This is a genomic window from Oerskovia sp. Root22 (assembly GCF_001429135.1).
GTDB classification, from domain to species: domain Bacteria; phylum Actinomycetota; class Actinomycetes; order Actinomycetales; family Cellulomonadaceae; genus Oerskovia; species Oerskovia enterophila.
Genome location: NZ_LMIL01000007.1, coordinates 12,185 through 30,500 on the forward strand (window position 1 = coordinate 12,185; position 18,316 = coordinate 30,500).

The 18,316-nt window shown below is 73.3% G+C and carries 18 protein-coding genes and 1 riboswitch; of the genes, 8 read left to right on the plus strand and 10 right to left on the minus strand.

What is annotated here, in order from left to right; all coding sequences use genetic code 11:
* Positions 1 to 2: 2 nt before the first annotated feature.
* From ASE15_RS04885 to ASE15_RS04910, 6 genes are read right to left on the minus strand one after another with little or no spacing between them, the layout of a single operon-like run.
* Positions 3 to 1,427 carry an acetylornithine transaminase gene (locus ASE15_RS04885; protein ID WP_082618219.1) on the minus strand — a complete coding sequence of 475 codons (1,425 nt, stop codon included), beginning with the start codon at positions 1,425 to 1,427 and terminating at the stop codon, positions 3 to 5.
* Positions 1,424 to 2,404 (minus strand): acetylglutamate kinase, encoded by a 981-nt coding sequence (argB, locus tag ASE15_RS04890; RefSeq protein ID WP_056648926.1) that lies wholly within the window; start codon positions 2,402 to 2,404, stop codon positions 1,424 to 1,426. The genes ASE15_RS04885 and argB overlap by 4 nt, the downstream gene beginning before the upstream one ends.
* Positions 2,401 to 3,597 carry a bifunctional glutamate N-acetyltransferase/amino-acid acetyltransferase ArgJ gene (gene argJ, locus ASE15_RS04895; protein ID WP_056761957.1) on the minus strand — a complete coding sequence of 399 codons (1,197 nt, stop codon included), beginning with the start codon at positions 3,595 to 3,597 and terminating at the stop codon, positions 2,401 to 2,403. The genes argB and argJ overlap by 4 nt, the downstream gene beginning before the upstream one ends.
* Positions 3,594 to 4,670 carry an N-acetyl-gamma-glutamyl-phosphate reductase gene (gene argC, locus ASE15_RS04900; RefSeq protein WP_056761960.1) on the minus strand — a complete coding sequence of 359 codons (1,077 nt, stop codon included), beginning with the start codon at positions 4,668 to 4,670 and terminating at the stop codon, positions 3,594 to 3,596. Before argC ends, argJ begins: the two co-directional genes overlap by 4 nt.
* 38 nt (positions 4,671 to 4,708) lie before the next feature.
* Positions 4,709 to 5,080 (minus strand): VOC family protein, encoded by a 372-nt coding sequence (locus ASE15_RS04905; RefSeq protein ID WP_056761962.1) that lies wholly within the window; start codon positions 5,078 to 5,080, stop codon positions 4,709 to 4,711.
* Between the two features lie 55 nt (positions 5,081 to 5,135).
* Positions 5,136 to 5,555: a hypothetical protein gene (locus ASE15_RS04910; RefSeq protein WP_157257482.1), complete on the minus strand. Its 420-nt coding sequence runs from the start codon at positions 5,553 to 5,555 to the stop codon at positions 5,136 to 5,138.
* 276 nt (positions 5,556 to 5,831) lie between these two features.
* On the opposite strand from ASE15_RS04910, the gene ASE15_RS04915 reads away from it, so the two are divergent.
* Positions 5,832 to 7,364: a PQQ-binding-like beta-propeller repeat protein gene (locus tag ASE15_RS04915; RefSeq protein ID WP_056761965.1), complete on the plus strand. Its 1,533-nt coding sequence runs from the start codon at positions 5,832 to 5,834 to the stop codon at positions 7,362 to 7,364.
* Positions 7,365 to 7,422: 58 nt separating this feature from the next.
* Here the strand turns inward: ASE15_RS04915 and ASE15_RS04920 are convergent, their stop codons facing one another.
* Positions 7,423 to 9,207 (minus strand): 2-isopropylmalate synthase, encoded by a 1,785-nt coding sequence (locus tag ASE15_RS04920; RefSeq protein WP_082618302.1) that lies wholly within the window; start codon positions 9,205 to 9,207, stop codon positions 7,423 to 7,425.
* Between the two features lie 189 nt (positions 9,208 to 9,396).
* Here ASE15_RS04920 and ASE15_RS04925 point away from each other — a divergent pair, with 189 nt between their 5' ends.
* From ASE15_RS04925 to ASE15_RS04940, 4 genes are all read left to right on the plus strand, one after another.
* On the plus strand, positions 9,397 to 10,083 hold the full coding sequence (locus tag ASE15_RS04925; protein ID WP_056648912.1) for a FadR/GntR family transcriptional regulator: 687 nt from the start codon (positions 9,397 to 9,399) through the stop codon (positions 10,081 to 10,083).
* 109 nt (positions 10,084 to 10,192) lie between these two features.
* Positions 10,193 to 10,975, plus strand: a complete 783-nt coding sequence (locus ASE15_RS04930) for an ATP-binding cassette domain-containing protein (RefSeq protein ID WP_157257502.1) — start codon at positions 10,193 to 10,195, stop codon at positions 10,973 to 10,975.
* A gap of 26 nt (positions 10,976 to 11,001) precedes the next feature.
* Positions 11,002 to 12,051: a quinone oxidoreductase gene (locus ASE15_RS04935; protein WP_082608734.1), complete on the plus strand. Its 1,050-nt coding sequence runs from the start codon at positions 11,002 to 11,004 to the stop codon at positions 12,049 to 12,051.
* Positions 12,048 to 12,320 carry a hypothetical protein gene (locus ASE15_RS04940; protein ID WP_056648911.1) on the plus strand — a complete coding sequence of 91 codons (273 nt, stop codon included), beginning with the start codon at positions 12,048 to 12,050 and terminating at the stop codon, positions 12,318 to 12,320. Before ASE15_RS04935 ends, ASE15_RS04940 begins: the two co-directional genes overlap by 4 nt.
* A gap of 65 nt (positions 12,321 to 12,385) precedes the next feature.
* Here ASE15_RS04940 and thiD read toward each other — a convergent pair whose 3' ends face one another.
* Positions 12,386 to 13,996, minus strand: coding sequence for a bifunctional hydroxymethylpyrimidine kinase/phosphomethylpyrimidine kinase (thiD, locus tag ASE15_RS04945; RefSeq protein WP_082608733.1), 1,611 nt, complete (start codon positions 13,994 to 13,996; stop codon positions 12,386 to 12,388).
* Positions 13,988 to 14,088, minus strand: a riboswitch (TPP riboswitch). Its footprint overlaps the gene before it by 9 nt.
* Before the next feature lie 141 nt (positions 14,089 to 14,229).
* Between thiD and ASE15_RS04950 the strand changes: the two genes are divergently transcribed.
* The 3 genes from ASE15_RS04950 to ASE15_RS04960 all read left to right on the plus strand — a co-directional run bounded on the left by ASE15_RS04950 (position 14,230) and on the right by ASE15_RS04960 (position 16,550).
* Positions 14,230 to 15,057 carry a HEAT repeat domain-containing protein gene (locus ASE15_RS04950; RefSeq protein WP_056761973.1) on the plus strand — a complete coding sequence of 276 codons (828 nt, stop codon included), beginning with the start codon at positions 14,230 to 14,232 and terminating at the stop codon, positions 15,055 to 15,057.
* A 33-nt stretch (positions 15,058 to 15,090) separates the two neighbouring features.
* Complete coding sequence (locus ASE15_RS04955; RefSeq protein ID WP_056761975.1) at positions 15,091 to 16,077, plus strand: DUF389 domain-containing protein; 987 nt, start codon at positions 15,091 to 15,093, stop codon at positions 16,075 to 16,077.
* Between the two features lie 104 nt (positions 16,078 to 16,181).
* Positions 16,182 to 16,550 carry a hypothetical protein gene (locus tag ASE15_RS04960; protein WP_082608732.1) on the plus strand — a complete coding sequence of 123 codons (369 nt, stop codon included), beginning with the start codon at positions 16,182 to 16,184 and terminating at the stop codon, positions 16,548 to 16,550.
* Between the two features lie 25 nt (positions 16,551 to 16,575).
* On the opposite strand, the gene ASE15_RS04965 is transcribed toward ASE15_RS04960, so the two are convergent.
* Positions 16,576 to 17,244 (minus strand): YceI family protein, encoded by a 669-nt coding sequence (locus ASE15_RS04965; protein ID WP_056648903.1) that lies wholly within the window; start codon positions 17,242 to 17,244, stop codon positions 16,576 to 16,578.
* Between the two features lie 221 nt (positions 17,245 to 17,465).
* Positions 17,466 to 18,314, minus strand: coding sequence for an SDR family NAD(P)-dependent oxidoreductase (locus tag ASE15_RS04970; RefSeq protein ID WP_235534184.1), 849 nt, complete (start codon positions 18,312 to 18,314; stop codon positions 17,466 to 17,468).
* Positions 18,315 to 18,316 lie beyond the last annotated feature (2 nt).

The following is an 18,316-nucleotide window of genomic DNA, read 5'->3' on the forward strand; positions in this document are numbered from 1 at the left end:
TGTCAGCCCTTCGGAGGCGTGGCGGAGGCGGTGGGAGCGGGGGCGGGGCTGGGGGCGGGTACGGCGACACGTCGAGCGAGGTCGGCGGGCAGGCCCGCGAAGAACGCGACGACCTCGCTCGCCTGGTCGCGGGTCAGGATCAGGGGCGGGGCGAGGCGGATCGCGTCGGGCTGCACGGCGTTGACGATGAACCCGGCCTCGAGGGCCAGGCGCGCGACCTCGGCCGAGACGGGCGCCGCGAGCTGGACGGCGATCAGCAGGCCGTGGCCACGCGTGCCGGCGACCACGGGGTTGCCGCACGCAGCGATGCCCTCGCGCAGGTGCTCCCCGACCGTGCGCACGTTGGCCAGCAGCCCGTCGCGCTCGATCACGGCGAGCGTCGCGAGCGACGCCGCCGCGGCGACAGGGTTGCCGCCGAACGTCGTGCCGTGCTGGCCCCGTCCCAGGAGGGTCGCGGCCCGCTCGCCGAACGCCACGACGGCTCCCACGGGGAACCCGCCGCCGAGCCCCTTGGCGAGCGTGACGACGTCGGGCACGACGCCCCCGCCGATCTCCTGCTGCTGGAACGCGAACCACGTCCCCGTGCGCCCCACGCCCGTCTGGACCTCGTCGAGGACCAGCAGCGCGCCCGACGACGCGGTCAGCTCGCGCGCGGCCACCAGGTAGCCCGGCGGTAGCGGGCGCACGCCCGCCTCGCCCTGGACCGGCTCGACGAACAGCGCGGCGACCTCACCGCGCGCGGCGACGGCCTCGTCCGAGAACGCCTCCTCGAGCGCGACCAGGTCGCCGAACGGCACGAACTCGACGCCACCGGGCAGGGGCTCGAACGGCTCGCGGTACGCGGCCTTGGAGGTCAGCGCGAGCGCGCCCATGCTGCGGCCGTGGAAGCCGCCCTCGAGCGCGAGGATCCTGGTCCGCGTGCCCGGGCCGGCGGCCCGGTTGCGGCGCGCCATCTTGAAGGCGGCCTCGTTGGCCTCGGTGCCCGAGTTGGTGAAGAAGACGCGCGATCCCTCGGGTGCCTGCGCGAGGTTCAGCAGCCGCTCGGCGAGCGCGATCTGGGTGGGCGTGCCGAAGAAGTTCGACACGTGCCCGAGCGTGCCCAGCTGGGCGCTGACGGCGGCGGTGAGCGTGGGGTGCGCGTGGCCCAGGGCGTTGACCGCGATGCCCGCGAGCAGGTCGAGGTAGCGCTTGCCGTCGGCGTCCCACACGTACGCACCCTCGCCGCGGACCAGGACCTTCTGCGGGGCCCCGAACGTGTCCATGACCGCGTGCGTGTAGCGCTCGGTCCACTGCGCGACGCTGCCCGGTCCCGTCAGGGTCGTGTCCGCGGTGCCCTCGGGGCCGGGTCCACCCTGGACCTCCGTGGCCGCGGCGCCGGTCACGCTGCCCGCGGTGGTCGGCGAGATCTCGCCGGTCGTGCCGTTCATGCCTGCTCCTGCGAGGTGACGTGGTCGGTAGGGGCTGTCGTGGTGCTCGACGTGAGCGGGTCCGGGACGACCATGGTCCCGTTGCCGCGCGTCGTGAAGACCTCCAGGAGGACCGAGTGGGCCACACGACCGTCGATCACGGTCGCGCGCGGGACGCCGCCGGACACCGCACGCAGGCAGGCCTCCATCTTGGGGACCATGCCGGCCTCGAGCGAGGGCAGCAGCGCCGCGAGCTCGGACCGCGTGATCTGGCTGACGAGCGAGGTCTTGTCCGGCCACGAGGTGTACAGGCCCTCGACGTCGGTCAGGACGATGAGCTTCTTGGCGCCGAGCGCGACCGCGAGCGCCGCGGCCGCCGTGTCGGCGTTGACGTTGAGCACCTGGGTGGGGTCGTCGAGGTCCGGTGCGATGGTCGAGACGACCGGGATGCGTCCGGCGTCGAGCAGGTCCTGGACCGCGGACGGGTGGACCTCCACGACGTCGCCGACCAGGCCGACGTCGACGGGCTCGCCGTCGACCATCGCGTGCCGGCGCTGAGCCTGGAGCAGGCCGCCGTCCTCTCCGGAGAGCCCGACCGCGTAGGGCCCGTGGGCGTTGATGAGCCCGACGAGCTCGCGCGAGACCTGTCCCGTGAGGACCATGCGGACGACGTCCATGGCCTCGGGGGTCGTGACGCGCAGCCCGCCGCGGAACTCGCTCTCGATACCGAGCCGCGCGAGCATCGCGGAGATCTGGGGACCGCCGCCGTGGACGACCACGGGGTGCAGGCCGACCTGGCGCAGGAACACCATGTCGCGCGCGAACGCGGCCTTGAGCTCGTCGTCGATCATGGCGTTGCCGCCGTACTTGACGACCACGAGCGCCCCGCGGAACTCCTGGAGCCAGGGCATGGCCTCCAGCAGGACCTCGGCCTTCTGGCCGGGGGTCAGGTCGGTGCGGGTGTCGAACACGAAGTCCTCGGAGGTGGAGGCGCTCATGACGAGTACGCGCTGTTCTCGTGGACGTAGTCGTGCGTGAGGTCGTTGGTCCAGACCGTGACCTGCGCGTCGCCCGCGTGCAGGTCGATCTCGACGTGCACCTCGCGTGCCGAGGCCAGGTCGACGAGCTCGCGCGGCTCGCCCACTCCCCCGGCCCGGCAGACCTGGACCCCGTTGATCGACACGTCGAGCTCGAGCGCGTCGAAGGGTGCGACGTCCTCGGGGACGGTCCCCACGGCCGAGAGCACCCGGCCCCAGTTGGGGTCGTTGCCGAACACCGCGGCCTTGAAGAGGTTCGAGCGCGTGACGGCGCGCGCGACCGCGAGCGCCGCGGTCTCGTCGCTGGCGTTCTTCACGACGACCGCGATGTCGTGGCTCGCGCCCTCGGCGTCCGCGACCAGGGCGCGGGCGAGGTCCGCGCACGCCTCGGTCACGGCGGCCGTGAGCTCCTCGAGGGTCACCGGCACCTGGGACGCGCCGGAGGCCAGGAGGATCACCGTGTCGTTCGTCGACATGCAGCCGTCCGAGTCGACCCGGTCGAACGTGGTGGCCGTCGCGGCGCGCAGCGCGGCGTCGGCGGTGGCGGCGTCGACCACGGCGTCGGTCGTCAGCACGCAGAGCATGGTCGCGAGGCCGGGCGCGAGCATGCCCGCCCCCTTGGCCATGCCGCCGACGGACCAGCTCGAGGCGCCGTCGACGCTGTGGCCGTCGCGCACCTCGCGCGTGACGAGCACGGTCTTGGGGACCGTGTCGGTCGTCATGATCGCGAGGGCCGCGTCGGGGCCGCCCTCGGCGTCGGCAGCCCCCGCTGCCGCGTCGCAGCCCGCGAGGAGCTTGTCCATGGGCAGACGCTCGCCGATGAGTCCCGTCGAGCAGACCAGGACGTCGCCCGCGGAGACCTCGAGGAGGTCGGCCACGTACTCGGCCGTGTGGTGCGTGTCGGCGAAGCCCTCGGGTCCGGTGCACGCGTTCGCGCCGCCCGAGTTGAGGACCACGGCGCGCGCGATCCCGTCGGCGACGGCCTGTCGCGACCACGCGACGGGGGCAGCGAACACGCGGTTGGACGTGAAGACGGCCGCGGCAACGTCGAGCGGCCCCTCGTTGACGACGAGGGCCACGTCCTTGCTGCCGGTGGACTTGAGCCCGGCGACGACTCCTGCGGCCCGGAAGCCGAGCGGTCCGGTGACGGTCACGGTGCAACCCCTTCGGTGGTGAGCCCCAGGGTCTGCGGCAGACCCAGGGCGATGTTCATGGACTGGACGGCGCCGCCTGCGGTGCCCTTGACGAGGTTGTCGATCGCGGTGACGGTCACGACGCGGCCTGCGGCGCGGTCGATCGCGACCTGGACGAGGGCTGTGTTCGCGCCCAGCGTCATGGCCGTCGTGGGCCACTGGCCCTCGGGCAGCAGCTGGACGAACGGCTCGCCCGCGTACGCCTGCTCGTAGGCCTGGCGCAGGGCGTCGACGCTCAGGTCCTCGTGGCCCGGCGCGAGGCGCGCGGTCGCGGTCGCGAGGATGCCGCGGGACATGGGGACCAGGGTGGGCGTGAACGAGATGGTCACCTCTGCCGCGCCCGCCGAGCGCAGGTTCTGCGCGATCTCGGGGATGTGCCGGTGCGAGCCGCCCACGGCGTAGGGCTGGGCCGAGCCGAGCGCCTCGGACGCGAGCAGGTGCGTCTTGAGGGACCTGCCCGCGCCCGAGTACCCGTTGGCGAGGACCGCGACGACGTCGACCGGGTCCAGGAGCCCCGCGGCCACGCCGGGCTGCAGGCCCAGGGTCACGGCCGTGACGTTGCAGCCCGGGACGGCGATGCGGCGCGCGCCCGCGAGGACCTCGCGCTGCTTGGTGTACTCGACCCCGGCGCCCGTCTGCTCGGCGATCAGGAGCTCGGGCAGGCCGTAGGGCCAGGTGCCCGCGTGCTCGGACCCGTAGAACGCGGTCCAGTCCGCGGCCGAGGAGAGCCGGTGGTCGGCACCGAGGTCGAGGACCAGGACGTCGTCGGGCAGCTGCGCGGCGATCTCACCCGAGGCGCCGTGCGGCAGCGCGAGCACGACGACGTCGTGGCCCACCAGGTGCTCGACGCTCGTCGGCAGCAGCACGCGGTCCGCGAGCGATCGCAGGTGCGGCTGGTGCAGCCCGAGGACCGACCCCGCGTTGGAGTGCGCCGTGAGCGCTCCGACCTGGACCTCGGGGTGCCCGGACAGCAGCCGGAGCATCTCCCCTCCCGCGTACCCGGAAGCCCCGGCAACCGCCACTGTGATCGTCATATGCAGAACTATACATAGTTATGCAGTCGAATCAGGAACTATCTGCCCCAGACGCCCAGCTCGTTGCCGCTCGGGTCGAGGAAGTGGAAGCGCCGCCCACCGGGGAAGTCGTAGGGCCCCTCGAGGATCTCTCCGCCCGCGTCCTGGACCAGCAGGAGCGACTCGTCGAGGTCTGCGGAGAAGAGCAGGACGAGCGGGCCACCCCGTGTGACCTGGTCCGCGAGCGCCAGGCCGCCCGCCTCCGCCTCCCCCTCCTCGGCTGAGGTGCGGAAGCCCGCGTACCCCGGACCGTAGGGGACGAACTCCCACCCGAAGGCCTCGGCGTAGAACGACTGCGCCTCGGCCATGTCCGTGACGGACAGCTCGAGGTAGTCGATCGAGTGATGGATGCCGTGCGCATGGGTAGCCATGCGGGCAGCGTGCCACGCGGCACCGACACGAGGCCGGCAGGCGCCTCGCCGCCGGTCAGACCTGCTGGTCGGACTGCCCGTGGAAGCGCGCGGGGCGACGGCACTCGTCGACGACGGACGCGAGACGGCGCACTCGCACGACCGGTCCGACGGTGAACTGCAGCGGGACCACCTTCCGCCCACGTCGCAGCGCGAGCATCGAGAAGATCGCGCTCTCAGCCCCCCAGTTCCACAGGCTGCTGTACGGCACGACCACCAGCTCGTCCCCCGGGACCAGCCGCACCGTCCGCCACCACCCTCGCAGGGACACCTCGCCCGCGCCGACGAAGACTCCCGTCCGCAGCCCGAGGACCGTGAACACCGCGGCCCCGAGCGCCACGCAACCGGAGAAGAGGTCCGGCCCGGTCTCGATCAGGCCGCCCGCGCCGATGAGGAAGAAGGGCACGCCGACTACGAGCGCGAAGAGTCGGCTCATGGACGTGGCCCCCCGCAACGGGGCGAGACCCCGGTCGCGCCCGCGGCCGTCGTCGGCCCTCACTCCATCCACCAGGTCGTGTGCGCCAGGGCGACCAGCACCGGCACCCCGAGGAGCGCGACGACGGACCGCTGAGGACGTGCGAGGGCCGGTGTCATCACGGCGTCAGCGTACTGGTCGGCTCCGCAGGTCGTGGACGCCCCGGACGGGTCGGCCGGCCGTACCCCGTACCGCTAGGGTCTCGGCATGTCGCGGAGTCGCAGGGGTGGGTCAGGCATGCGGACGATGGAGTTCGAGGAGGAACCGGCCGAGGCGGACGAGACGCCGGTCGAGCCCGAGGAGTCCGGAGCGTCCGGAACGTTCGAGGACACCGGACCGGCCCAGGCCGGCGACCGCCGCCTGCGACGACGATGGATCGCCGCCGGTACCGCCCTCGCCGTGATCTCCGCCGGGCTCACGCTCGGCGGAGAGATCGAGGACCGGCGCGCCGCCGACCGCCTGGTCGCTGCTCCCGGTGGCCTTTCCCCGTGGGGCGCGGAACCGCCTCACGAGCTGTGGTCGCTGGACGCGCCCGGAGGTCGTCTCGTCTCCGGTGGCGCCGCAGGGCTCGTGCTCCTCGACCGCGGGACGGTCTCCCGGGTGGACCTGGTCACGGGCGACCTCGGGTGGTCGCGCGAGGTCGGCACCGACCTCGAGTGCGGGACGGACGTCGGCTGGCAGGCGGCCGTCGACCAGGACGACCCGATCGTGTGCCTGTCGGGCACCGACGACCGGGAGGTGACGGTGCTCGACGGCGACGGGAACGTCCTCGGCGAGCTGTCGCTCGACGACTTCCTCAGCACGGGAGCCGACGTCGCGCCCGGCCCCGCGGGGTCGGTCGTCCTGGCCGAACGGGTGGGTGAGCCGTCGGACGCTGCCCCTGAGACGACCGTCAGCGTCCAGACGACGGACAGCTCCGAGGACGTCGTCGTCCCCGCAGGCAGAGGCGTGCAGGTCTCGGTCGTCGACGCCTCCACGGGCGACGTCCGGTGGGAGCGCGAGGTCGACTTCGTCCTGCCCGGCGACGCGGTCGGCGACTGCATCGTCTTCTCCAACGACGAGGAGGGCGGCGAGTCCCACACCGTCGACGTCGAGAGCCTGACGGTCCGCTACACCGGAGGGGTCGTCCAGGTCTCCGGCTGCGGGGTGCGCTCGCTGTTCTCCGCCGACGGCGTCCAGCTCCAGGCTCCGGGCGACGCGAGCATCGGCGTGTTCCCGGTCACGTCGGGCGGGTTCGTCTCGATCGCCGGGTACGTCGAGACCACGAACGCGCTGAAAGACGACGGCACGGTCCGGTGGAAGAGCCCGGGGCGCTACCTCTACCCCGGCTCGACCGACGGCTCCGCGCTCGAGGTGTCGCTGCTCGCCTCCGACGGCCGGCTGGTCGCGGTCGACCCTCGCGACGGCCGTCAGCTCTGGACGGCGGACATCCCCGCCGAGCAGGTGCTGGTGCAGGCCGGCGAACAGGTCGTCGTCACGAGCTACCTGTACCGGAGGGCGCTCGACCCCATCACCGGGCAGACGCTCTGGGAGACGGAGGCCGGCTACGGCGACCGCTTCCCGGCCGGCTCCTTCACGGACGGCAGATGGCTCGTCGAGGTCGCGATGCGCGGCGACCAGTCCACGGACGGGACCCGCCTCACGGCTCACGACCTCAGGACGGGCCAGGAGGCCTGGGTCGTCGACGGCGTGTCGGACCTCGGGCGGTTCGCCGCGATCGACGGAGCACTCCTCCAGGTCGGCGAGGGGACCGTGTCGCGCTGGGGCTGAGCGGGCGGGCGGCGGGCGCCCGCCCTCGCGCCGCCGCCCGCCGTGCCGTGAGTGCCGGTCAGGAGCGGTTCGCCGCCGCGACCAGGGCCCGCACGCTCGCCCCCAGCACCGACGCGTCCCTCCCCACGGCCCACGCGACCGAGCCGTCCGCGGTGCGGTGCTCCAGGTAGGTCACGGCCCACGCGTCGCTGCCAGCGGTGACGGACTGCTGCGTGAGCCCCAGCACCTCGACCGGGAGTCCCAGTCCGGCCAGGATGCTCGCGAGCGCGTCGACGGGTCCTGCACCGACCGCCGACCGCTCGACCCGCTCACCCTCCACGGACAGCACGACGTCGAGGCGCTCGCCGCCGTCGTCGCTCTCGCCCGGCCGCGCAACCGACCAGGCGAGCGGCAGGATCTGGCGACCTCCGTCGTCGGGCAGGACGTACGCCTCCTCGAAGAGGCGCCACAGGCGCTCGGCCGTCACCTCTCCCCCGCTGTCGTCCGCGTGCTCCTGCACGCGGCCCGCGAAGTCGATCTGGAGCCGTCGCGGCAGCTCGAGCCCGTACGCGGACTCGAGCAGGTAGGCGATGCCGCCCTTGCCGGACTGGCTGTTGACGCGCACCACGGCGTCGTACGAGCGCCCGACGTCGGCAGGGTCGACGGGCAGGTACGGCACCCTCCAGGGGGCGTCCGCAGGATCGAGGCCCGCCGCACGCGCCTGCGCGTGATGGCGCGCGAACCCCTTGCGGATCGCGTCCTGGTGCGTCCCGGAGTAGGCCGTGTGGACCAGGTCGCCCGCGTACGGGTGGCGCTCGTGCACACCGATCCGGTTGCAGTCCACGACCGTGCGACGGATCTCGTCGATGTCGGAGAAGTCGATCTCGGGGTCCACGCCCTGCGCGTGCAGGTTGAGGCCCAACGTCACCAGGTCGACGTTGCCCGTGCGCTCGCCGTTGCCGAACAGGCAGCCCTCGACGCGCTGCGCGCCCGCCAGGACCGCGAGCTCGGCGCACGCCACGCCCGTGCCGCGGTCGTTGTGCGGGTGGACGGACAGGATCACGGCCTCGCGCCGGTCGAGGTTCCGGTGCATGTACTCGATCTGGTCGGCGTAGACGTTGGGCGTCGCGACCTCGACCGTCGCCGGGAGGTTGAGGATCACGGGCCGCTCGGGGGTCGCGTCCCACAGGGTAGTCATGCGCGCGCAGACCTCGAGCACGTAGTCGGGCTCGGTGAGGTTGAAGACCTCGGGCGAGAACTCGAAGCGGACGCGCGGATCGTCCCCCGCGTGCCGCAGGACCTCGGTGCCCGCTGCGGCGATCAGGTCTGAGAGCTCGGCCCGGCCCCTGCCCAGGACGACGTCGCGCCAGGTCGGGGCGGTCGCGGTGTACAGGTGCACCACGACGGGGTTGCGCAGACCACGGACCGACTCGAACGTCCGGGCGATCAGGTCCGCCCGGGCGGCCGTGAAGACCACGATCGTGACGTGCTCGGGCGCCAGGTCCGTCTCTGCGAGCAGGCGGACGAAGTCGAAGTCGGTCTGCGACGCCGACGGGTAGCCGACCTCGATCTCCGTGTAGCCCATCGCGACGAGCAGCTCGAAGAACCGCCGCTTGCGGGCGGGGTCCATGGGCTCGGTCAGGGCCTGGTTGCCGTCGCGCAGGTCGACGGGCACCCACAGCGGCGCCGCGGTGAGGCGACGGGTGGGCCACCGGCGGTCCGTGAGCGGGACGTCGACGCGCGAGAACACGTCCTGGTAGCGGTGCGAGGGCATGCGCGAGGCGCGCTGGCGGTTCCACGCGGGCCGGCCAGGTGCGGGTGGGCCGTCGGGGGTGCGCAACGTGGGGAACGGGCTGGTGGTCATGGTCATGTCTCCGGGTGCGGGCCGCGCGGTGCACGGCAGGCGGCGTCCGACCGGCGCACGGCAGACCCCCACGGCGGGGAGCCGGTCGGCTCAGGCCCCGCCGCGGCGACCAAGAAGGAGTGCGCTCCACGACATGGGAGGTACGCTAGCCGCGATCAAGTCCTCAGACAACCTGAGAGGTTGGCTCCCATGCCCACGCTCCGCCGGCTCCCCCTCGCCGACCAGGCGGCCGAGCTCATGCTCGACCGCGTCCGCACCGGCACCTGGCCGCTCGACCACCGGCTGCCCGGCGAGCAGGCGCTCGCGGCCGAGCTCGGCGTCGGACGGTCGACCGTGCGCGAGGCCATCCGTCAGCTCGCGGGCAGAGGGGTGCTCGAGAGCCGCCAGGGCTCGGGCGTCTACGTCGTCCGGGCCGAGCCGGGCGAGGACTGGCAGGAGGTCCTGCGGCGCGGCGAGATCGTCGACGTCCTCGAGGTCCGCGGAGCCCTGGAGACCGAGGCCGCCCGGCTCGCCGCGACCCGCCGCACCCCGGCCGACCTCCGCGCCATGGCCGCGGCGCTCGCGGGTCGCGGCAAGGTACCGGCGACCGCGAGCGCGCAGGAGTACGTCGACGCCGACCTGGTCTTCCACCGAGCGGTCGTCGACGCCGCGCACAACGCGGTCCTGACCGACCTGTTCTCCACGTTCGTCCCTCGCCTGCGTCGGGCGATGGTCGACATGATCGAGCTCGACGGCGCGGGCGAGCGCCACCGGCACGACCAGGACGCCCACGAGGCGATCCTCGACGCCGTCCGCGACCGCGACGCCGACCTTGCCGCCGCGACGAGCCGCCGACACCTCGACTCCGTCCACGAGAAGGTCACCCGTGAGCACTGACACCGCCTCCCCCAGCGTCCCGGCCGGGTCCCCGTCCTCCGTGCGCACCAGCACCGGAGGTCCCGTCCCGCCCGCCGACGCACCACCACCCCCCTCGGCGGGCGTCGTCGTGCTGGACCTGCGCGACGTCGCGTTCGTCCGCAACGGCCGCACGATCCTCGAGCACGTGGACCTCACGGTCCGCGCGGGCGAGCACTGGGCCCTGGTCGGCCCCAACGGTGCGGGCAAGAGCACGATCCTCAGCCTGTGCGGGGCGCGCAACCACCCCACGCGCGGCGAGGTCGACGTGCTGGGGAACACGCTCGGGCGCGTCGACGTCCAGGCCCTGCACAGCAGGATCGGGCACGTGAACCCGCGTCACCCGCTGCGCACGGCGCTCACGATCCAGGAGGTCGTCCTGACCGGGATCACCGGGACGACCGAGTGGCGCCAGCGCTGGGAGCCGACCCGAGCCGAGGTCGACAGGGCGCGCGCCCTCGTCGCGGACATGGGGCTCGGCGGCAAGGAGCACGAGCCCTGGACCACGCTGTCCCAGGGAGAGCGCGGGCGCACGATCATCGCCCGGGCGCTCGTCGCCGACCCCGCGCTGCTGCTGCTCGACGAGCCGAGCACCGGGCTCGACGTCGCGGCACGCGAACAGCTGCTCGCGACGATCGACGCGGTGCGGGTCACGCACCCCGAGGTCGCCTCGGTCCTCGTGACCCATCACCTCGAGGAGCTGCCCACGTCGACGAGCCACGCGCTGCTGCTCGCGCCGGGGCGGGTCTCCGCGGCCGGTCGCGCGGACGAGGTCCTGACGACCGAGGCCGTCTCGCGCTGCTTCGCCCACCCCGTCCACGTCGAGCGCCGCCACGGACGCTGGCGGGCCTCGGCGGGTCCGGGCACCGCCTGACCCGACGCCCCGCCTAGGCTGACCCCATGCGCGCGATCCAGGCACTCCAGGCAGGCGGCCCCGACGTCCTCGAGCTCGTCGAGCTCCCGACCCCAGCACCCGGACCCGGCGAGCTCCTCGTCGACGTCGCGGCGGCGGGCGTCAACTTCATCGACACCTACCGTCGGGCGGGGGTGTACCCGATGGAGTACCCGCACGTGGTCGGCACCGAGGGCGCGGGCGTCGTCGCAGCGGTCGGCCCCGGCGTCACGGACTTCGAGCCCGGCGACCACGTCGCGTGGACCAACGCGTTCGGCTCGTACGCCGAGCAGGTGGTCGTCCCGGCGGACATCGCGATTCCCGTACCGGAGTCGGTCGACCTGCGCGTCGCGGCGGCCGTCGGCCTGCAGGGGCTCACGGCCCACTACCTCGTGACCTCGACGTACCCGGTCCAGCCCGGGGACGACGTCCTGCTGCACGCGGGAGCCGGGGGCGTCGGCCTGCTCGCGACCCAGCTCGCGGTGCGCCGCGGCGCACGCGTCATCACGACCGTCTCGACCGAGGCCAAGGCCGAGCTGTCGCGCGCGGCCGGGGCGTCCGACGTCGTGAACTACGCCGAGCTCGACGACCTCACGACCGAGCTGCCCGCGATCGTGCGCGACCTCACGGGCGGTCGGGGCGTCGCGGTCGCCTACGACTCGGTCGGCAAGGACACGTTCGAGGCCTCCCTCGCGTCGCTGCGCCGCCGCGGGATGCTCGTGCTGTTCGGCGGGTCCTCGGGCCAGGTGCCTCCGTTCGACCTCCAGCGCCTCAACAAGGGTGGTTCGCTGTTCGCGACCCGCCCCAAGCTCGACGACTACACCGCGACGCGCGCCGAGCTCCTCGAGCGCGCCGACGAGGTCTTCGCGCTCGTGGCCTCGGGCGACCTCGACGTGCGGGTGGGCGCGACGTTCCCGCTCGCCCGCGCCGCCGACGCGCACCGCGCCCTGGAGGGCCGGGAGACGACCGGCAAGGTGCTGCTCGTCCCGGGGATCGACCCTGCCGCGGGCTCGGCCACCGAGGAAGGCTCTGTCACCGGGGCGGGCGCCGCCTCGTGAGCTGGGACTGGGTCCCGCCGCGACCCGGCGAGGACGAACCGACCCGGCGCACCGACCGCCGCCTGCGGCTGGCGCTGACCGTCCTCATGGTCGTCTTCACGGGCGTGCTGGCGGTGTACTACCTGACCGTCGGGCTCGACCAGATGCGCACGCAGTGCGTCACCGAGCGCCCCGCAGGCGTGTCGTCGAACCAGGTCAGCACGTCGTGGCGCTGGTGGCCGCCCGGCTACGACTGCGTGTACCCGGAGGCTGGGGCGACGAGCGCCTGAGGCACCGATCAGTTCTCCGAGAAGTGAGCAGTTGCCCCTGTTCGCGGCGGATCAGGGGCATCTGCTCACTTCTCGGCGCCCCCGACCGGCGCCTCGGGCCAGGTCGGCCGGGTCAGCCCCTGCTCGAAGAACAGGTACTCGTGCATCGAGGACAGCTCGAACGCGCGCAGCATACGTTCGCGCTCGGCGGGCGAGGCCCAGCGCGCGGCCTCGTCGGCGAACGAGCACGCGGTGCGTGTCGCCTCCTGGAAGGCCGGGTCGCCGTAGAGCGAGATCCAGCGCGCGTAAGGATGCCCGTCGAGGTCCCCCGCCCGGCGCACCAGGACGTCGCCGATGTACGAGTACAGCCAGTAGCACGGCAGCAGCGCCGCGACGGTCTCCGCGTACGACCCGTTCGACGCCGCGTGCAGGTGGTTGGTGTAGGCGGCGGTCACGGGAGAGGGGTCGACGCTCTCGACCGCCCCCCGGTCCATCCCGACGTGCTCGCCCAACCAGTCACGGTGCAGCGCCTGCTCGACCTCGAGCGACTCGACTGCCGCCCCCGCGAAGAACTGCCGGGCCTCGGGCGTCGGCGCGAGCTGGCTCGCCCGCGACAGCACGCGCGAGTACTCGGCGAGGTACGCGGCGTCCTGCGCGAGGTAGAACCCGAAGTCCTCGGCGGCGAGGCTCCCGTCCGCGAGCGCCCGCACGAACCCCATGCTCTCGACGGCCTCGCGCCACCCCTCGATCCGCTCCCAGGCCTCCTCGGAGAACACCTGCCTGCCCAGCGTGGGCAGGTGCGCCAGGTGGTCGACGGGTCCGCGGCCCGTGCCCACCGCCAACGCTCCCCCGGCCCGCAGCGCGCCGGTCAACCAGGTCTTCGCGTCGCGCGTCGCGCTCTCCCAGCCGTCCCGTCGGGGACGCAGGGCGGCGACCGCCGCCGACAGCGAGCACCCGGTCCCGTGGGTGTGCACGGTGTCGATGCGGGCCGCCGCGAAGGTCGTGACGTCGTCGGGCCCGCGCGCGCCCACCAGGGCGTCGGGCGACTCCTCCCCGGTGAGGTGACCACCCTTCAGGAGCACGACGGCGCCGCTCGCCGCGTGCAGGCGCCTCGCCTGGGCGAGGGCGTCGGGCCAGGTGGTCGCGGCCTGCTCGCCGACGAGGACGGCGAGCTCGGGGAGGTTGGGGGTCACGAGGTCGGCGAGCGCGACCAGCTCGCGCACAGCCTGCTCGGCCTCCTCGTCGAGGAGGCGGTGGCCGCTCGTGGCAACCATGACGGGGTCGAGCACGACGAACGGCGGCTGCACACGACGAAGCCACGCGGCGATCGCGCGTGCGTTCGGCTCGTCGGCGACCATGCCGATCTTGACCGCGTCGATCGTGACGTCGTCCGAGACCGCGTCGAGCTGCTCGGTGAGGAAGTCCGCACCCGGGACGTGGACCGTGCGGACGCCGTGCGTGTTCTGCGCGACCAGGGCGGTCGTGACCGCCATGCCGTACGCGCCGTGCGCCGCGAACGCCTTGAGGTCGGCCTGGATCCCGGCACCTCCCGTCGGGTCGGTGCCCGCGATGGACAGGACGCGGGGGCGGGAGGCCTCGGCCCCCGGCGACACGCCGTGCTCGGTCGCACCCCGGGTCCCCGGCGCAGGTGCGGGGGTGGGGGTGGGCAGGACAGGTGCGGTGGCAGCAAGCGACATTGCCGACATCCCTTCGCTAGTGCTAGCTAGATCAGGTTCGACGGGTGTGTTCTCAGCCCGGCTCGTGGGAGCGGGCACCCCGTGTCATGGCAGGGAACTCTAGCGGGCGAGGGGCGTCCTGCCGGCGGCGGTCCGCCTGGTGGCGGCACCTGAGGCGTCGCCCGCCTCTATGCTCACCGCATGGTTCGCTCCGCTCCCTCTCGCCGTCGTCGCTCGCGCCCCTCGGCCTCGCGATGACCGACGACCTGGTCGCCCGGCTCCTCGACCCGGACCCCGAGGTCCACGAGGACGCGGTCGACGACGCCGCCGAGCGAGCCATGGACGACGACCAGGGCGCCGTCGACGCCCTGCGCGACGTCGTGCTGCACGTCGAGCGATACCCGATCGGCACGTTCGAGCGGACTCTCAACCGCCTCTACGCCTTCGCGAACCCATCGCTCGAACCGGCGATGATGCGCGCCCTCGAGTCCGGGGTCTCGGCCACCTGGTACCTCACGGCCGCGTGCGCTCGGGCGGGATTCCGGGGAGCCGTCCCCTACGCCCTCGCCCTGCTCGGCTCCCCCGTCACCTCCGAGCGGAGTGTCGGCTGCGAGGTGCTCGGTGACCTGGACGCGCACGAGGCAGTGCCGCACCTCGTCGCCCGGCTCCGCGACCCCGAGCACGTCGTGCGGGAGGCCGCGGCCGGAGCGCTGGCCGGTCTCGGGGGCGCGGACGCCGTCGACGCGCTGCGCCGCGAGCTCGTCGAGCACCGGTTCCCGCTCCTGGGGTACGTCGCGAACGCCCTGGGCTCGATCGACCCCGTCCAGTCGGTCTGGCTCCTCGACCAGGCGTGCGCACCCGACGTCGACACCCGGTACTGGGCGGTCCGTGCCCTCGGGAGGACCGGGAGCGAGCGTGTCCACGAGCGGCTGCTCCACATCGCAGCAGACCCTGCGGAGGAGACCGTGGCCATCGCGAACGGCAGCACGGTCGCGAGCGCGGCACGCAAGTCCCTGAAGACCTGGCAGCGCGTGCGCCGTGTCCGCACCGGTACACCGAGCGCGAGCGCCGACCCCCTGTGATGCTGGGGACACTCAGACGCCCCGGGAGGCAGCATGCGCGTCACCACGGCCGACGTCCAGCGGATGACGTCCGCGCTGTTCATCAGCGAGGGGCCGTCCTCCCGGTCGCGTCAGGCCACGTTCTGGACCCTGCTGATCCTCGCCGCGATCATCGCGTCGGCGGGCGTCGCAGCCGACAGCACGGCCACCGTGATCGGCGCCATGATCGTCGCGCCCCTCATGACGCCCATCGTCGGGACCGCGCTCGCGATCGTCCTCAACGACCACCGGAACCTGACCTCGTCGGCGCTCCTGGTCATCGCGGGCGCCGCGGGGGTGGTCGCGACCGGGTACGTCGTCGGGCTGTTCGTCCCGATCGAGATCGTCGCGGCGACCAACAGCCAGGTCGCGGGCCGCGTGACGCCCCAGCTCATCGACCTGCTCGCGGCGCTCGCGACCGGGGCCGTCGGTGCGTTCGCCCTGGTGCGCGCCGACGTGTCGGACGCCCTGCCGGGCGTCGCCATCGCGATCTCTCTCGTCCCGCCGCTCGCGGTCGTCGGCCTCACGCTCGAGTCCGGGGCCCCGAACCAGGCCTTGGGGGCGCTGCTGCTGTTCGCGACCAACGTCGCGGCGATCATCGCGACCGGCACGATCGTCTTCCTGCTCTTCCAGGTCCGCACGGCCGCGGGCGAGACCGAGCGGTTCGTCGGCCCCCTGCGGGGTGCGAGCCTCGTCACGGTCGCCGCTGCCCTGCTCCTCGTCGCGGTTCCCCTCAGCACCATCAGCCAGCACGTCCTGCGGCAGAACGCGGACAAGATCGCCGCGGCCCCTGTGGCCCAGGCGTGGGCCGAGCAGGAGAGCTGGACGATCACCGGGATCTCGTTCAGCGGGTCGGTCCTGAGGATCGAAGCGATCGGCCCGGCCCCCGAGGCCGATGCCGCCACCCTGCGCGCAGCGCTCGACGAGGCGGGGCTCGCCGACGTCGACGTCGACGTCACGCTTGTGATCGGTGGGACGAGGCGACTGCCGGCGACGGGCTGACGGCCCGACTGCCACGCCCGGTTGAGCCCGCGCGGTTGAGCCCGCGCGATGCTCGGCGGATCCTGGAGGTGGGCCAGGACGGCCCCACGACGAGGAGGCCGGTCATGAGCTCGACGCACGGGAACGACGTCTCACCTGGGCCCCGCTCGGAGGTCGCTCCGGACCGCGGCCGTCGACGGCTTGTCCTCGCCGTGGCACTGGTCGGCGCGGCCCTCGTCCTCTCCGCGTGCGCGCCTGGGCCCAACCCCGACGTCGGGACGCCCACCGCGGACGGCAGCCCGGCGGGGTTCTGGCTGGGCCTGTGGCAGGGCATCATCGTGCCCGTGACCTTCGTGATCTCGCTGTTCACCGACACGGTGAACATCTACGAGGTCCACAACAACGGGAACTGGTACGACTTCGGGTTCGTGCTCGGCCTGGGGCTGTTCGTGGGTGGTCCGTTCGGGGCGTCCCGCGGACGCCGCCACTCCTGACCAACGCGCGACGAGCGACAGTCGCTCAGTCCTGCCGGATCGCCTCGCCGGCGATCTCGATCTCGACCTTCTTGCCCACCAGCAGCCCGCCGGTCTCCAGCACGACGTTCCACACGAGCCCGTAGGCCTCGCGGTCGAACGTGCCCGAGGCGCTGAACCCGAAGATGTCGCGGCCGTACGGGTCTCGCCGCGCCCCGCCGAACTGCATGGTCAGATCGATCGGCAGGGTCACGCCCCGGATCGTGAGCAGCCCGCTCACGACGAAGTGCCCCGCACCGGCCCCCTGGATCCTGGCCGCAGGGACCTCGGAGCGCTCGGGCGAACGGTTGCGCAGGCGCGCCCAGCTGAGCATGGCGTCGTCCTGCGGGCCCTGCCAGCGCACCGACGTGCTGCGGAACTCGACGGTCGGGAATCGCTCGACGTCCAGGAAGTCGGCGCTGCGCAGGTGCCCGTCGCGCTCGTCGTGGTGGGTCGTGAGGCTCGTCGCGTCCATGGTCGCGGAGACCGTGGACGCGAGGGGGTCGGCCCCGACGACGATCGTGGCGCTCGCACGCGTGAGCTCACCGCGCACCGGCGAGACCATCATGTGCTTGCCGAGGAACCCGACCCGCTTGTGGGCCTCGTCCAGCAGGAACGTCCCCGCATCCGGGATCGTCATGCCGTTCCAGAACCGGGTCGGGTGGTCGATCGTCATCCGGGCAGGGCCTCTCGCTCGTTCTCGCAGGTGCAGAACGGCGGTGTCCGCACCGACCGGGTCGGTGTGCCCCTCGAGCATTCCCCATGAGTAGTAGAAAGTTCAACTACTCGCAGGGTGAACCTGGCCACCTCCCGACCACGGAGGACGACGAGAAGGGCCGCTGCTCCCGGAGGAGCAACGGCCCTTCTGATCGCTCGCGGGAAGCGAGCGGCCCGGGTTCAGCGCGCCGGGAGCGTCCCCGGCATCGGGTCGTCGTCACCGAACCGCGTCACGCGCAACCGACGCGCGTCCGGTCCCGGCACGCTGTCCGTCGAGCCGGAGGCGGCGGCGGACGCGGCTCGCAGCGACTCGGGAGAGTCGTGCGTGACCCGGACGAACGCCCCCGACCACGCGTCGAGCTCTCCGCGCGCGACCGCGACGATCATCTCGACCGTCCGCTCGACCGGGGTCCACTCGGTGCGTCCCACGTGCATGTCCATGGACGCGGTCAGGTCGGTCTGCACGACCCCGGGCGAGACCTCGAACGTCCGCAGCCCCCGGGCATGACCCGACAGGTGCAGGTTCGACCCCATGCGCAGCAGCGCGGTCTTGCTCGCGTTGTAGGCGCTCGCACCGTCCATGTCGTGCGAGCCCGCACCGGAGTTGAGGTCGACCACCCGGCCCCCGCCGCGGGCGAGCATCCGGGGGACGACCGCGCGTGCGAGCAGGAAGGGCCCGCGCACGTTGGTCTCCATGACGGACCACCACTCGTCGGGGTCCGCCTCCCACAGCGGGACCTCGGCATCGATGCGCCCGGCGTTGTTGACCAGGAGGTCGATCCCGCCCAGCTCGGCCTCGGCGCGCGCGACCGCCGCGTCCACCGACGCGGGCGAACCGACGTCCGCGACCAGCCCCACGGAACGGCGACCCAGCGCGCGAACCTCCGCGACGACGTCGTCCACGCGGGACGCGTCCCGACCCAGGACCGCGACGTCCAGGCCCGCCTCGGCGAGCCCCCGCACGACCGCGCGGCCGATCCCGCGCGTACCGCCCGTGACGAGGGCGGTACGCGCGGGGGCGACGCTCACGA

Bases quoted from the DNA above. Each gene is read 5' to 3' on its own strand.
- ASE15_RS04920 (WP_082618302.1), bottom strand. From the start codon at position 9,207: ATGACCACCAGCCCGTTCCCCACGTTGCGCACCCCCGACGGCCCACCC.
- ASE15_RS04925 (WP_056648912.1), top strand. From the start codon at position 9,397: ATGCCCACGCTCCGCCGGCTCCCCCTCGCCGACCAGGCGGCCGAGCTC.
- thiD (WP_082608733.1), bottom strand. From the start codon at position 13,996: ATGTCGCTTGCTGCCACCGCACCTGTCCTGCCCACCCCCACCCCCGCA.
- ASE15_RS04905 (WP_056761962.1), bottom strand. From the start codon at position 5,080: ATGGCTACCCATGCGCACGGCATCCATCACTCGATCGACTACCTCGAG.
- ASE15_RS04915 (WP_056761965.1), top strand. From the start codon at position 5,832: ATGCGGACGATGGAGTTCGAGGAGGAACCGGCCGAGGCGGACGAGACG.
- ASE15_RS04965 (WP_056648903.1), bottom strand. From the start codon at position 17,244: ATGACGATCGACCACCCGACCCGGTTCTGGAACGGCATGACGATCCCG.
- argC (WP_056761960.1), bottom strand. From the start codon at position 4,670: ATGACGATCACAGTGGCGGTTGCCGGGGCTTCCGGGTACGCGGGAGGG.
- ASE15_RS04960 (WP_082608732.1), top strand. From the start codon at position 16,182: ATGAGCTCGACGCACGGGAACGACGTCTCACCTGGGCCCCGCTCGGAG.
- ASE15_RS04885 (WP_082618219.1), bottom strand. From the start codon at position 1,427: ATGAACGGCACGACCGGCGAGATCTCGCCGACCACCGCGGGCAGCGTG.
- ASE15_RS04955 (WP_056761975.1), top strand. From the start codon at position 15,091: ATGCGCGTCACCACGGCCGACGTCCAGCGGATGACGTCCGCGCTGTTC.
- ASE15_RS04910 (WP_157257482.1), bottom strand. From the start codon at position 5,555: ATGAGCCGACTCTTCGCGCTCGTAGTCGGCGTGCCCTTCTTCCTCATC.
- ASE15_RS04950 (WP_056761973.1), top strand. From the start codon at position 14,230: ATGACCGACGACCTGGTCGCCCGGCTCCTCGACCCGGACCCCGAGGTC.
- argB (WP_056648926.1), bottom strand. From the start codon at position 2,404: ATGAGCGCCTCCACCTCCGAGGACTTCGTGTTCGACACCCGCACCGAC.
- ASE15_RS04935 (WP_082608734.1), top strand. From the start codon at position 11,002: ATGCGCGCGATCCAGGCACTCCAGGCAGGCGGCCCCGACGTCCTCGAG.